Here is a 13,101-nt window from a genome sequence, read left to right as displayed (position 1 = left end):
TCAAGAAAAAAGTCTGACTTTCTGAGGATGAATAGATAAATTTCTTTATCCTATTTTGCACTTTAATAATGTAGAATTTTAACGAACATGATTTATGGAATTAGTATTTTCGTTAATTCTTTTATAAAAAATACCGAAACTCTAAATCCTTATATTACGCATATATAAAAAACAACGATTACAAACCGTTGCTTTTTTACATGCTATTAATATTTCAATCCTGGATTGAAAAATCCTAAGGCTACTCCTACAAGTGCAATAACTACCAATAATAGCATCACCCAATTTGGAGAAACTTTCTTTTTAGCCATCAGCCACCAACATAGAACAATAAAACCTGCTGTCAAAAGACCTGGATAAACACCATCAATCTTTTCTTGTAAGTTTAAAAATGTTTCTCCATCTCCATTTTTCAGCTCTAGCGCCGTAGTAACAGATACCCAAGTTGCTGCAACAGCTCCTATGACCATACCACCAACAACACTAATTGATTTTCTTAGCGCCTGACCTTTAGGACCTACTAAAAATTCTACTGCTTTATCTCCAAATTCATATCCTTTAAAATAAGCAAAACGCATTCCAAGATAGACTAATAGATTCCATGCAATAATATAGAATATTGCACCAGAAATATTTCCTCCTTTAGAAAGACCTAGAGCTATCCCCAAAAGAACAGGAATTAATGTTCCTACAATAAGTGAATCTCCAATACCTGCAATAGGCCCCATTAGACCAGCTCGCATTCCATTGATGGTTTCACTATCCACGGCATCTCCATTTGCACGCGCTTCTTCCAAACCAGCTGTTATCCCAACTACTAGAGAACCCAACTGTGGCTCAGTATTAAAGAATGCTGTGTATGTTTGCATAGCTTCTTTTTGTTCTTCCTTAGTATCATACATTTCTTCTACAATTGGAAGCATAGAAGTTAAATATCCAAAAGTTTGCATATGTTCTTGAGAAAAACATGTCAGATGTCCATAGAACCAGTGGTGAAATGATTTTGTCAATGTTTTTCTTGATATTTTTTTTCGACTCATTCTAAATATCCTCCTCTTCATCAAATCCCATATCACTGACAACTGCTGTCGTACGGGCAGATTTAATAACTTCTAATTCATAATAAATTACTGCAAAAATTAATGACACAACACCACTTGCTACTAAGTTCAAGCCTAAAGATTTTGCTAACGTGAACCCGACAAAGAAAGGAATAAAGTCTGTTGTTTTTGTAACAATTTGTTTCAAAAGTATTGCAATACCCACACATGGAAGGAGTGCTCCTACAGTAAATAGAGACTTCATTACAAAACCATCCATCGGAAGATATAATTTCATAAGATCAACCATATCTGGTCCAAATTTTGTAATAATCATTGTTGGTAAGAAAGAAAAGATAAAATGTGAAATCCAAGGATATACCCAATCAACAGCATATAACTTCTTAAAATCACCTTTCTCTACAGCTTTCCATCCAATGTGTTGCCAAAGCAAATTCATAGTAGCTGTACCATAGAATAAAACAGTTCCAATTGTTCCAACCGCAGCTCCAATTGGCGCTGCTGCTGCTGCAATCGCTACTTCACCTGAAATATTATTTGCATGAACAAATAGGATAGATAACGGAATTCCGATATAAGAAATTGCCCGTACATCGGCAGATACAGTTCCACCAGGTGTCACTAAGGCAATATATAATACCTGCAAAGCCACACCAACGATTACCCCTGTTGTTATATCTCCTAATATTAAACCTACAATTAAACCACCAACTAATGGACGCCCCAAAGTATAGTTACCAATACTGGATCCCCCCATACCTGGCATCGATGCTAAACTTGCAAACAATCCTAAAAGAGCTGCTTGAATCCAAGAAATTTCCATCATTTTGTCTCCTTATTTCATTATTAAAATCCAAATTTTGATTTAAAATCACTCCAATAGCCAATAGATACATCTGGTAATAATTGGAATCTAACTTTATATCCTGCTTTTTCAATTGCTTCTAGTGCAACTGCTTCCTCTTGAGTAATTGATTGATTATTTCCCAACTTGATAGCACCTGGTCTATCGTTAGCAGGTCCTACAATAATCTCTTTAACATCTCCTGGAATAAAGCCCTGGTCTACTAAAATTTCTTTCATATCAATTGGATTCTTAGTAATCAAAAAATATCTACTATCCGATTCTGTTACTTTAGATGATTTTTCTTTAAACGCTTCCTTTGTCCAAACAAATGTTTTTTTATCTGACGCACCTTTATATGCCTGAATTAAAACCTTATTAGATGCAGCAGCGTCATTTACTGCAATTAATCCATCACATGGATGTTCTTTTGCCCATCTAGTGACTGTTTGTCCATGAATCATTCTATCGTCAATTCGTACAAATGTTACTACCATAATTTTTTATTCCTTTCCTTATATAACTAAATATCGTCTTCTTCATTAAGATTATCATCCGATCCGACTTCAAATTCTTGTAGAGCCGATGATGATTCGTTTAATATCGTAGAAACAAGTTCACTTCCAGTCAGAATGTCTTTCATCACCACTGCTGTAAGTGCCATTGTTAAGTTCATACCTCCCAAAATAGTTGCATTCTCTAATTTTCCAAATTCTTCTAATACTGTTGCAACAGTTGTTAAAGGACTTCCACCAACAATGTCTGCTAAAACAAGAACAGAATCATTTTCATTCAGAGACTCAATAACATTCTTGACCTCTACAGAAAAACCTGCAAGACTTTCTCCATCTTTTAAGCCAATCGCTATGACATCATCTACCTTATCCGAAGCAAACATAGAAAGAGATGATTTCAATCCCTCTGCGAGTCCTCCATGACTGACTAATATCAAATACTTCATATTTCCCTCCTTTTATTGATTTTATTCTATCATCCTTATCTTCACTTTATAATTGTTAAATGTCACAAAAGTTTATTGATAAATGTCAATAAAAAAATGACAAATGTCAATAAAGACATCTGCCATGTTCGTATTATTTAAGAAATAATAATCTTGATATCTATTTAAGGGTTCCTATATCTAGTTCTTTTTGTAACTTAATAAGACTACCTTCAATATCCGTGTTATTTTCATCCATAGATAATGCTTCTAATCTTTCTTCTATTCCAACTAATGATTTTGAATCTATCCCTTTTGAAATAGTTGTAATTGAATTTTTCATTATATAATCCAGTGAAGTAGTCGTTAAGGCATTTTGACCAATCATTCCTTTCTTCATCAACTCTTCACTCTTCAAACTAGTTACTACCTCTGGTAATACTGAGCTTCCTTGACCCTTATTAAATAAATTTTGTTGAATTTCACGATTAATTGTTAAAAATTCTATAAACGATACGGCAAGGTTTGAATTGCGAGCACGCGAAGAAACCACGTATAAGGAAGTATCTGTTACAGTCGAACGAATGTCTTCCTTAGTCGTTGGCAACGAAATACATGTCCAGTTAAAATTTGTATATTTGGCCACATGATAAGGAAAAGGTTTATATGTACGATATTGTGCCAAACTCATTGGATAAAAGGCCACATGTCCTTCATCAAAATCTTTATAGGTTACTTTGTAGCGTCCGTTTAATTGATTCAATCCCCTTATATAGGATAAAGCATCCTTCATTTCTGACGAATCTATACGAGGAATCCCACTCTCAGAAATAGTAACTCCAAAGGCTGCTAGAGATTCTTTCCAACTATATCCTGTTATCCCAAATTGATCAACGATTCCATCTCCATCGGTATCTTTTGTAACTTTTTTACTAATCTCATAGAGATCTTTCTGGGTCCACCCTACTTTAGGAATTTCAATCCCCTCTTTTAAAAGTAAATCTTGATTTACACACATCAACATGGGATTGCTTTCATATGGAAGACCGTATAAATCATCTCCGTATTTTGCTGCCTGCAAAGATACATCATAGAAATTAGAGGCATCTTCTTGAGACAGATAGGAATTTAGGTTTTTTAAAATACCTTTTGATGCAAATAAAGATAATTGGTCGCTTGATAATAGAAAGACATCTGGTTCAGAACCTTTTAAAATTTGACTTGAAATCCAATTAGAATACTCCTCCTTGGGAATACCTGAATCATATACAATCCTAACTCCTGGATGAAGCTCTTCAAATTTCTTAATAGCCTCATCTAGTACATAGCTGTTATTCCCTGTAGGAATTCCCCAACTAGAATCAGAATAAAAACCCAGTCTAATAATCTTTATCTGCTTGTTTTCCCAAATAAGGAATAAACTCAAACAACTTAGCACAAACAGTATCGCTAGAAACAATTGCTTTACTTTCATTTATCAATTTCCTTCAAAAAATTCTTTTGTGTCACACCTGTTTGTACAGCCCATATGGCTAACTGTGTCCTATCTCTCAAATTTAGTTTTGAAAGAATGATAGAAAGGTAATTGCGCACTGTTCCCTCGGATAAAAAAAGATTACTGGCAATTTCCTTATTTGATTCTCCAAATGCCACTTGCTGAATAATTTTCCATTCTGTCAGTGATATATTTTCAATATTCTCTTCCTTCACAGTAATAGAAAAATTGGTCTGTGCCATCTGCGAGAACAATTGAAATACCTTACTGGCTATATTAGGATTAATCATAGCTCCACCTTTATACACTGTCTGAATGGCTTGATATAACTCGTCTTTTGAAACTCCTTTTAATAAATAGCCAGATGCACCATATTTTAAAGCACTAAAAATAAATTCGTCGTCATCAAATGTTGTTAAGATTATAATTTTTATATTTGGAAAACGTTTTTTGATTTCTTTTGTAGCCAATACTCCGTCCATTCTGGGCATTCTAATGTCCATTAAAATTATATCCGGTTTTACAGTCATAATGTTATCCATAGCTTCGATACCATCACCAACGACGGATACAACATCAATATCAGCATATACTGATAAAATGATCTGCAAAGACTCTCTAATTAACGCCTGATCATCTGCAATCATTACCTTTATCATATACTTCACCTCCTATTTTTGGAAAAACTATTTTAGTATAAAATCCTTCCCTATTTTCAAAATGAATAGAACCACCTAAAATAGAAACTCGCTCTCTCATTTGTTTCAAGCCATACCCAATTTGTAAGTCGTCAAAACCTATTCCATTATCTTGCAAAACTATTATGTTGTTATCCTCACTCATAAAATGAATGCTCATTTTACTAGCATGTCCATGACGAACAGAATTTGTCATAGATTCTTGTATAATCCTAAAAATAGTATCTTCCTGTATCACATCTAAATCAATATTTCCCCATTCATATTTTAGATCGACAGAGAGTTTAGATAGAGACTCATACTCACTAATCATTAATATTAGAGCATCTTTTAAACCATTATTTTGCAAAGCTCCTGGTCTTAGTCTATGTAATGATCCCCTAACATCTTTTATCCCCTCTCTAACTGCATTTGAAACATTTTTCAACTGTTCTTTAGCACGGATAGGATGAACATCAATTAGTACAGAAACAGCATCAATCCCTGCTGAAATTCCTGTCAACGCATGACCTAGAGTATCATGAATTTCCCGAGCAATTCTTTTCCTTTCTCGATCTTCAGCGATTTTCTCTGATAACGATATGTAATGATTCAATTCAGTGTTGACTCTAGATAACATTTTAAGCTCTTCCTCAATATTATGGTGTTCTTTAATCACGTATAGGATATAAGACAATAAAGAGATGATGAAAATAATAACGTTTAATGACGTCAATGCATTTTCTAAAAATAACACTACACCTCGTATGGAGGATGGATAAAATTGGATATAGGTAGAAAGAGATGGAACTTTTATAAATAGTGACAAGATTTCATAGTCTGTTAAAAGTAACATTAAAAAACTCAAGAAAATAAAAATAATCCAAGAACGTTTACTATCAGAGTCTTGAAACTCTCTTGAACTATAGAATATATCAGCAAAAACTAATAATATTATTCCATTGTATGACAGATTTTGTGACCATATAACACCAATCATTAATACTATTTCAAACAAATTCCATTTTGAAAAAATTGGCCATTTTTTCTCAGTTGAATACATTTTATAGGTAGATATAAAAATAATACCGACAAAAAAAATAATTGAATACCAAAAAATCTGGTCAGGTGATTTTGAAATATTGTTTAATTCTCCCAATAAGAGTATCATCTGTCCCTTTGAAATTACATAGTTTGTAATCTGTATATACAAAGCTCCATTGTATATAATGGTTAGAAAATTAATTAATAAAAGCAAAATTATAGAGTACTGGACACCTTTTACCTGTTTCATTACTGCCACCCATTAATATCAAACTGAATTATATTATTTTTATCAACAAATTGTACAGGTATAGTATATAATTCTTCAACTTCTTCTTTTTTTACTAACAAATCTATTATTTCCGATACTTTTCTACCCATATGAGACGGAAATTGAGCAACCGTTCCCGTAACTTCATCTGTTGTAGCTAATAAATGCTTCATATCTGGTGAACCATCTATTCCGTAAATAAGTTTTTTTGAAGTTACTTTCAATTCTTTAATTGCTGCTAAAGCTCCTATAGCTGCTCTATCATTTAAAGCCACTATAGCATCAAATTGTAAACCTTCAGATAACGCATCACCTACAGTAGTCATAGCATACTCTGTTTGACCAACCGTTTCTCTTTCTGAGATAATTTGATAATGTTCTTCTGATTTTATTGTATCCAAAAAACCAGTTATTCTCTGATTAGCTGATAAAGCATCTTTGTGCGTTAACAAAAGAATATGAGCATTTGAGGTACGTTTCATCAAATCCTTGGCAATTAATATCCCAGCATGGTAATTATCAGAAACTATACTCGTATCAACTTTTATATTATTCAACTGACTATCTACTGCTATAACTCTAATTCCAAAATTCTTTGCCCTACTTAACGCTTCTACAATTTGCTCGCTATCACTCTTAACCGGATTAATAACAATAACATTCACTCGCTTCTCTATAAACTCATCAATTTGTTTACTCTGTTTTTCTTCACTCATCTCTGCGTCCCGAGTATACAATATCTGACCTTCTGAATCAGAATAGCGTTGAATCTCATTATGTAAATGTCTATAAAATTCACTATTCATCGTCATATAAGTCGCTCCAACTTTTATTTGTCCCGGAATAGGATCTGTCTGACTCACATGAGTATAAATCGCAAAAACAAATACGACTACTGTACAAAATATAATTTTGACGATTGTTCTTGTATATTCTCTACTCATTCCAACCTCCAAAAAGTTTCAACTAGTTCATTGTAACACATTTAGACATTATAAAAAAGCCTGAGAACAACTCAGACTTTTCAATGTTTAAAATGGTAATTCTTCCTCTTCCAGGACCAAATCTGCCAAATCCTGCCCAGCGTTATTTTCACGCATGGCACGTTGGGCACGACTTTCCAAGAGTTGGAATCCTGTAACAAGTACTTCGGTCACATAATTCATTTGACCATTTTTCTCAAAACGACGGGTACGTAATTCTCCATCCACTGAAATGAGACTACCTTTAGTTGCGTAGCTTGCCAAAGTTTCTGCTAGTCTACCCCATAAAACCATATTAACAAAATCAGCTTCGCGTTCACCGTTTTGGTCTTTGTAACGACGGTTGACAGCGATAGTCGCTCGCGCTACTGACTTGTCATTGTTGGTTTTGTGCAATTCTGGTGTAGACGTCAATCGTCCAATCATAATAACTTTATTATACATATTTTTTCCTCCTACTTATCTATTCGTAGGAAATCAAAAAAAGTTACAGAAATTTGTAACTTTTCGAGAAAATTTTTTACTTTTTATGAACCATGAAACCTGTCGCTTGTTGATTGGCCATAATGGTCATATCTGTAATCTGCACACGACGAGGTTGACTGGTCACATAGACTACTGTGTCTGCAATATCCTGAGCTTGCAAGGCTTCGATTCCCTGATAAACCGTCGCAGCCCGCTCTTTATCACCGTGAAAACGCACTGTAGAAAAATCTGTTTCGACAATTCCAGGCTGAATGGTTGTCACCTTGATATCCGTTGCGATGGTATCAATTCGCAGACCATCTGAAAAGGTCTTAACTGCTGCCTTGGTAGCTGAATAAACTGCTGCACCTGCATAGGCATAAATTCCTGCGGTTGACCCCATATTGATAATATGTCCTTGATTGGCTTTTACCATTGCTGGCAAGAAACAGCGAGTGACTGCCATCAAACCTTTGACATTGGTATCCAGCATGGTCAGCATATCCAACTCTTCATAGTTTTGATATGGAGCCAAGCCAAGAGCCAGGCCTGCGTTATTGACTAGGATGTCAATCTGACCTATCGTTTCTATAATATCAGAGCAGACAGCCTTTACCATGCTCATATCCGTGACATCTAGCGGAAAGGTCCAAACTGTTTGACTAGGAAAAGTTTCTGCAAACTCAATTTTTAAGGCTTCAAGTCTATCTATCCGTCGTCCTGTTAAAACGACATTCTCACCCTGCTCCAGATAAGCACGCGCAATCGCTTCACCAATTCCTGAGGTCGCCCCAGTAATCACTACATTTTTTGCCATCTTATTTCCTTCTATCTGCTCTATCAGATACTGACAACTTCCTAGGCAGTCCAGTGCTTAGCTGGGTCGAATGGTGTTCCGACAACTTGGTCTTCTGATAATTCAATAATACCACGTTTTTGCGGAGCATTTGGCAGATGCAATTCACGAGGGCTGCACATCATACCAAAACTCTTTTCACCACGAAGTTCGCCTGGGAAAATAAGATTGCCTTTGGGCATCATAGCTCCAGGAAGAGCCACAATGGTTTTCAACCCCACACGCGCATTGGGTGCTCCTGCAACGATTTGTACAGTCTTGTCACTTGATACTGCAACTTGGCAGATGTTGAGGTGGTCACTATCTGGATGGGCTACCATCTCGACAATCTCACCAACAACAAACTTAGGTTCCTTGTCATTGACAATTTCTTCTGTAAAGCCTTCCGCCTGTAATTCTTGGTTCAAACGAGCGACTTGCTCATCTGATAAAAAAACTTGACCACGCTCTGCAATTTCAAATAAACTTGAAACTTCGAAAACATTCCACGCCACTGTTTCCCCATTGTCTTTGAGGAAAACACGAGCTACCTTGCCTTTGCGCTCCACATCCAGTTTGGCATCTCCACTGTTTTTCACGATGACCATAAGGACATCACCGACATGTTCTTTGTTATATGTAAAAATCATTGTTTCTCTTTTCTCCTATTTCAGTCCTGCTAAAAAGTCGTTAATTTGTTGCTTACTTTTACGATCGCGATTAACAAAACGACCAATTTCCTTGTCTTTTTCTAGAACAACAAGGCTAGGGATTCCATATACATCCCAGAGTTTGGCCAAATCCATATACTGGTCTCGGTCCACTCGAATAAAGGTGAACTCTGGATTAGTCTCCTCAATCTCTGGCAAGGCAGGATAGATATAACGACAATCGCCACACCAGTCCGCCACAAAAAGGAAGACTTTCTTGCCATCTTTTTCTACTAAAGATGCCAATTCTTCTAAACTTGCTGGTTGTATCATAAGACTTCCTCCTCATAGACCAGGTCCTCATTTTCATAGACAAAGGTATAATGACGGCCATCCTCAAAAATGACGCCACCAACCAAGCTCTCTAGACTGCTTTCATAGACTTGAACATAGAGGGCCGCGATTTCCCCCATGTCTGAAAAATGGTCTCGCACAATCTCTGCCAACTCTTCCTGAGTCTTCATGAGCTTGCGGTCATCTGCAACTTTTTTCGTAGCAAGGGCAAGGCTCCCAATACCAAGCAGAGCCAGACCTGCCATCCACATTTTTTTAGCTTTCATACCATTCATTTTAACACAAAAAAGGCTTTAGGACAAATGAGGAAACAGCAAAAAAGCAAGTAAAAAGCCCCTTCCTTTAAGGAAAAGGACTTCTTATACTCAATGAAAATCAAAGAGCAAACTAGGAAGCTAGCCGCAGGTTGCTCAAAGCACTGCTTTGAGGTTGTAGATAGAACTGACGAAATCAGCTCAAAACAGCGTTTTGGGGTTGTGGATGAAGCTGACGTGGTTTGAAGAGATTTTCGAAGAGTATTATTCTTATTGCCAAGCACCTGAGTTGCCAACGTAGTAACCATCAGGTGTGTAGGTATTGCGAAGCATCTTACCTGATGAAGCTAGATAATACCACTTACCATTGTCTTTGACCCAATCATTCGCAATCATGGCACCAGAAGAACTTACATAATACCATTCTCCCTTGTCATAAACCCAAGTGCTTGCTTTCATGGCTCCTGAAGTTGATAAATAGTACCACTTGCCTTGGTCGTAAAGCCAGTCACTAGCAATCATGGCTCCTGATGATTTAAAGGCATACCAGTTACCACCTTGATAGAGCCAAGTTTGATTGAACATGACTCCTTTATCATTCATAAAGTACCAAGTTCCCTTGTCATAAACCCAATCCTTCTGCACTAATTGACCTTGTTTTTGATAGTACCAGTTTTGGTTTGATTTTAGCCAACTTTCTGCTTTTACAATCGGATAAAGTTCTTTGAAAGATCCTCCATCATATTTGTGACTGATAGATTTTAGTTTTTCAAGTTTCAACTCGCCATTGTCATAGTCTGCCCAAGCAAAGACTTTTTGACCATTGACAGTCTCTGGTAGGGTGGCAGTGTAAGTCTTGGTTTGATAATCCCATTTAGCATCGAGGTAGGTGTATTGATCATTTGATTCTTCAATACGGTAGTAACCTCTCTTTCCACTATCATTATGAATATCATCCACAACTTTCGTTGACCAGATCTTCACTTCGTTTCCGCTCTTAGCCTCGACCTTGATATCTCCCCTATAGCCATATGGAACATAGAAATTCAGGTAACGCCCCTCTATACCAATCATAGACTTGTCCTTTTCTTGACCTAGGAAATTGACAGTCTGATCTTGACCATTGAGACTAACCGTCCACTCGATTTTCTCGGTTTTTGGCAAATCCAAGACTTTGATATCCACTTCATGACCATTGTTAAACTGAAGAATCTTGCCATCTTGATACTGCACTCCACACTTAACAACCCATTCTTCTTTAAGCTCAAATGCCTGCCCTGAATGAGGTGAAACAAGCAAAGCTAGACCTGCTAGAGACAAACCAAATAGTGTGATTTTTTTCATTGTAAATCCTCCTTAGTCCTTTTTATGTTAATTATATCACTATGTTTTTATTTTGCAAATTATATCCTAAATATGCAAGCAAAAAACCTCTGAGATTGGTCTCAAAGGTTCTGATTTTGCTAATTACTATTCTCAACCGCTGCAGTGATAAAGGCAGTGTAGAGTTCTTCTGGGCGATTTGGACGGCTTGAAAGTTCAGGGTGATACTGACAAGCTACAAAGAATTTATTTTCAGGGATTTCCACGATTTCTACCAAACGATTGTCTGGAGAAACACCTGAGAAGACAAAGCCTGCTGCCTCAAACTGCTCACGGAAGGCATTGTTAAACTCATAACGGTGACGGTGACGGCGTTGCACCACTTCTTGATTGTGATAAGCAGCTGCTGCCTTAGAGCCACGTTTCAACTTAGATGGATAAAGCCCCAAACGAAGGGTTCCGCCCATATCCTCAACGTCAATCTGATCACGCATGATATCAATGATAGGGTATTTTGTTTCTGGTGCAAGCTCTGCAGAATTAGCACCTTCGAGTCCTAAAACGTGACGAGCAAACTCGATACAAGTCAACTGCATTCCCAAGCAGACACCCAACATTGGAACATCATTTTCACGCGCATAGCGGATAGCTTGGATTTTCCCTTCAGTACCACGTTGGCCAAAACCACCTGGTACGATGATTCCATCCGCATCAGACAAAAGCTCTACCACATTCTCTGCTGTCACATCATTGGCATTGATCCAATTGATCTTAACTTCTGCGTCGTTGGCATAACCAGAGTGTTTCAAGGCTTCGACCACTGAGATGTAGGCATCTTGCAACTCCACATACTTACCAACAAGGGAAATCTTGACTTGTTTTTTCAGGTTCATGACCTTGTCCACCATGGCTGACCATTCTGTCATATCCGCTGCTGGTGCGTCTAGTTTCAAATGATCACAGACAATTTGGTCCATACCTTGCGCCTGCAAGTTCAATGGAATTTGGTAAAGGTGTTCAACATCCAACGATTCGATAACGGCTTCTGGTGCCACATCACAGAACTGGGCTAGTTTGTTTTTAATTCCTTGACCAGCTGGCTCTTCTGTACGAATAACCAACATATTTGGCTGGATTCCCAAGCCACGCAATTCTTTTACAGAGTGTTGAGTTGGTTTGGTTTTCATTTCACCAGCTGCCTTGAGGTAAGGAAGCAAGGTTGTATGGATGTACATAACATTATCCGCACCCACATCTGCCTTCATCTGACGAAGGGCCTCTAGGAATGGCAAGGACTCGATATCCCCAACGGTTCCACCGACCTCTGTGATAATGACATCAGAGTCAGTCGTTAGAGCGGCACGCTTGATTTTTTCTTTCAAAGCATCTGTGATATGAGGAATAACCTGAACAGTTGCCCCAAGGTATTCTCCACGGCGTTCCTTACGCAGAACTTCACTGTAAATTTTACCAGTTGTCACGTTGGAATATTTGTTGAGATTGATATCGATGAAACGTTCATAGTGACCCAAGTCCAAATCTGTCTCAGCTCCATCATCTGTCACAAAAACTTCCCCGTGCTGGTAAGGACTCATAGTTCCCGGATCAATATTGATATAAGGGTCAAACTTTTGAATGGTTACTTTAAGACCACGATTTTTCAAGAGACGGCCCAGACTTGCTGCCACAATCCCTTTCCCAATAGACGATACCACACCACCAGTTACAAAAATATATTTCGTAGACATAGATTCCTCTTTCTAAAATGCTCAAGACCTTGTTAACTACGAGGGGACATAGGAAACAAGACCCTACTAATAAGAATAATCTGGGACGACTGCACCAGATTCACAACTAAAATACAAGAAGATAACTTCTTGAAAAAACAAAAATAGCTCCCTAAGA

General features: G+C 37.2%; 16 protein-coding genes. 1 reads left to right on the top strand and 15 read right to left on the bottom strand.

The features are described 5' to 3' along the window. Positions 1–206: 206 nt before the first annotated feature. The 13 genes from SK608_RS02505 to SK608_RS02445 form a co-directional block, all read right to left on the bottom strand. Entirely contained in the window at positions 207–1,061 is an 855-nt protein-coding gene (locus tag SK608_RS02505; RefSeq protein WP_033676314.1) for a PTS system mannose/fructose/sorbose family transporter subunit IID, read from the bottom strand. Continuing rightward, a complete protein-coding gene (locus SK608_RS02500) occupies positions 1,042–1,884 on the bottom strand; it encodes a PTS mannose/fructose/sorbose/N-acetylgalactosamine transporter subunit IIC (protein ID WP_033676368.1) in 843 nt (280 codons plus the stop codon). The genes SK608_RS02505 and SK608_RS02500 overlap by 20 nt, the downstream gene beginning before the upstream one ends. A gap of 23 nt (positions 1,885–1,907) precedes the next feature. Next, positions 1,908–2,402 (bottom strand): PTS sugar transporter subunit IIB, encoded by a 495-nt coding sequence (locus SK608_RS02495; protein WP_020903146.1) that lies wholly within the window; start codon positions 2,400–2,402, stop codon positions 1,908–1,910. Positions 2,403–2,428: 26 nt separating this feature from the next. Next, complete coding sequence (locus SK608_RS02490) at positions 2,429–2,866, bottom strand: PTS sugar transporter subunit IIA (protein ID WP_033676313.1); 438 nt, start codon at positions 2,864–2,866, stop codon at positions 2,429–2,431. A gap of 160 nt (positions 2,867–3,026) precedes the next feature. Then, positions 3,027–4,319, bottom strand: a complete 1,293-nt coding sequence (locus SK608_RS02485) for an ABC transporter substrate-binding protein (protein WP_033676310.1) — start codon at positions 4,317–4,319, stop codon at positions 3,027–3,029. Beyond that, the gene (locus SK608_RS02480) at positions 4,316–4,999 is read right to left on the bottom strand and encodes a response regulator transcription factor (protein ID WP_033676308.1); all 684 of its coding nucleotides are present in this window, start codon (positions 4,997–4,999) and stop codon (positions 4,316–4,318) included. Before SK608_RS02480 ends, SK608_RS02485 begins: the two co-directional genes overlap by 4 nt. After that, the gene (locus SK608_RS02475) at positions 4,974–6,311 is read right to left on the bottom strand and encodes a sensor histidine kinase (protein ID WP_033676306.1); all 1,338 of its coding nucleotides are present in this window, start codon (positions 6,309–6,311) and stop codon (positions 4,974–4,976) included. The genes SK608_RS02480 and SK608_RS02475 overlap by 26 nt, the downstream gene beginning before the upstream one ends. Continuing rightward, on the bottom strand, positions 6,311–7,276 hold the full coding sequence (locus SK608_RS02470; RefSeq protein ID WP_033676304.1) for a substrate-binding domain-containing protein: 966 nt from the start codon (positions 7,274–7,276) through the stop codon (positions 6,311–6,313). Before SK608_RS02470 ends, SK608_RS02475 begins: the two co-directional genes overlap by 1 nt. 87 nt (positions 7,277–7,363) lie before the next feature. Next, a complete protein-coding gene (locus SK608_RS02465) occupies positions 7,364–7,759 on the bottom strand; it encodes a single-stranded DNA-binding protein (RefSeq protein ID WP_000282467.1) in 396 nt (131 codons plus the stop codon). A gap of 76 nt (positions 7,760–7,835) precedes the next feature. After that, the gene (locus tag SK608_RS02460) at positions 7,836–8,597 is read right to left on the bottom strand and encodes an SDR family NAD(P)-dependent oxidoreductase (RefSeq protein WP_033676302.1); all 762 of its coding nucleotides are present in this window, start codon (positions 8,595–8,597) and stop codon (positions 7,836–7,838) included. Positions 8,598–8,638: 41 nt separating this feature from the next. After that, positions 8,639–9,265: a YtpR family tRNA-binding protein gene (ytpR, locus tag SK608_RS02455; RefSeq protein ID WP_033676300.1), complete on the bottom strand. Its 627-nt coding sequence runs from the start codon at positions 9,263–9,265 to the stop codon at positions 8,639–8,641. Positions 9,266–9,280: 15 nt separating this feature from the next. Next, entirely contained in the window at positions 9,281–9,598 is a 318-nt protein-coding gene (locus tag SK608_RS02450; RefSeq protein ID WP_000615777.1) for a thioredoxin family protein, read from the bottom strand. Next, positions 9,595–9,894 carry a DUF4651 domain-containing protein gene (locus tag SK608_RS02445; RefSeq protein ID WP_033676298.1) on the bottom strand — a complete coding sequence of 100 codons (300 nt, stop codon included), beginning with the start codon at positions 9,892–9,894 and terminating at the stop codon, positions 9,595–9,597. The genes SK608_RS02450 and SK608_RS02445 overlap by 4 nt, the downstream gene beginning before the upstream one ends. Positions 9,895–9,987: 93 nt before the next feature. On the opposite strand from SK608_RS02445, the gene SK608_RS11890 reads away from it, so the two are divergent. Further along, entirely contained in the window at positions 9,988–10,119 is a 132-nt protein-coding gene (locus SK608_RS11890) for a hypothetical protein (RefSeq protein ID WP_033676296.1), read from the top strand. Between the two features lie 24 nt (positions 10,120–10,143). Here SK608_RS11890 and SK608_RS02435 read toward each other — a convergent pair whose 3' ends face one another. Both SK608_RS02435 and SK608_RS02430 read right to left on the bottom strand, forming a co-directional pair. Continuing rightward, complete coding sequence (locus SK608_RS02435; protein WP_033676294.1) at positions 10,144–11,217, bottom strand: N-acetylmuramoyl-L-alanine amidase family protein; 1,074 nt, start codon at positions 11,215–11,217, stop codon at positions 10,144–10,146. A gap of 119 nt (positions 11,218–11,336) precedes the next feature. Next, positions 11,337–12,944, bottom strand: coding sequence for a CTP synthase (locus tag SK608_RS02430; protein ID WP_033676292.1), 1,608 nt, complete (start codon positions 12,942–12,944; stop codon positions 11,337–11,339). Positions 12,945–13,101 lie beyond the last annotated feature (157 nt).

This window comes from Streptococcus mitis subsp. hohhotensis (genome assembly GCF_000722775.1).
In the GTDB taxonomy this organism is placed as follows: domain Bacteria; phylum Bacillota; class Bacilli; order Lactobacillales; family Streptococcaceae; genus Streptococcus; species Streptococcus carlssonii.
The sequence above is the reverse complement of the archived record's forward strand: the minus strand, read 5'-3'. Positions and strand labels throughout refer to the sequence as shown.

Bases quoted from the DNA above. Each gene is read 5' to 3' on its own strand.
- SK608_RS02500 (WP_033676368.1), bottom strand. From the start codon at position 1,884: ATGGAAATTTCTTGGATTCAAGCAGCTCTTTTAGGATTGTTTGCAAGT.
- SK608_RS02470 (WP_033676304.1), bottom strand. From the start codon at position 7,276: ATGAGTAGAGAATATACAAGAACAATCGTCAAAATTATATTTTGTACA.
- SK608_RS02480 (WP_033676308.1), bottom strand. From the start codon at position 4,999: ATGATAAAGGTAATGATTGCAGATGATCAGGCGTTAATTAGAGAGTCT.
- SK608_RS02475 (WP_033676306.1), bottom strand. From the start codon at position 6,311: ATGAAACAGGTAAAAGGTGTCCAGTACTCTATAATTTTGCTTTTATTA.
- SK608_RS02430 (WP_033676292.1), bottom strand. From the start codon at position 12,944: ATGTCTACGAAATATATTTTTGTAACTGGTGGTGTGGTATCGTCTATT.
- SK608_RS02450 (WP_000615777.1), bottom strand. From the start codon at position 9,598: ATGATACAACCAGCAAGTTTAGAAGAATTGGCATCTTTAGTAGAAAAA.
- SK608_RS02445 (WP_033676298.1), bottom strand. From the start codon at position 9,894: ATGAATGGTATGAAAGCTAAAAAAATGTGGATGGCAGGTCTGGCTCTG.
- SK608_RS02460 (WP_033676302.1), bottom strand. From the start codon at position 8,597: ATGGCAAAAAATGTAGTGATTACTGGGGCGACCTCAGGAATTGGTGAA.
- SK608_RS11890 (WP_033676296.1), top strand. From the start codon at position 9,988: ATGAAAATCAAAGAGCAAACTAGGAAGCTAGCCGCAGGTTGCTCAAAG.
- ytpR (WP_033676300.1), bottom strand. From the start codon at position 9,265: ATGATTTTTACATATAACAAAGAACATGTCGGTGATGTCCTTATGGTC.
- SK608_RS02505 (WP_033676314.1), bottom strand. From the start codon at position 1,061: ATGAAGAGGAGGATATTTAGAATGAGTCGAAAAAAAATATCAAGAAAA.
- SK608_RS02465 (WP_000282467.1), bottom strand. From the start codon at position 7,759: ATGTATAATAAAGTTATTATGATTGGACGATTGACGTCTACACCAGAA.
- SK608_RS02485 (WP_033676310.1), bottom strand. From the start codon at position 4,319: ATGAAAGTAAAGCAATTGTTTCTAGCGATACTGTTTGTGCTAAGTTGT.
- SK608_RS02490 (WP_033676313.1), bottom strand. From the start codon at position 2,866: ATGAAGTATTTGATATTAGTCAGTCATGGAGGACTCGCAGAGGGATTG.
- SK608_RS02495 (WP_020903146.1), bottom strand. From the start codon at position 2,402: ATGGTAGTAACATTTGTACGAATTGACGATAGAATGATTCATGGACAA.
- SK608_RS02435 (WP_033676294.1), bottom strand. From the start codon at position 11,217: ATGAAAAAAATCACACTATTTGGTTTGTCTCTAGCAGGTCTAGCTTTG.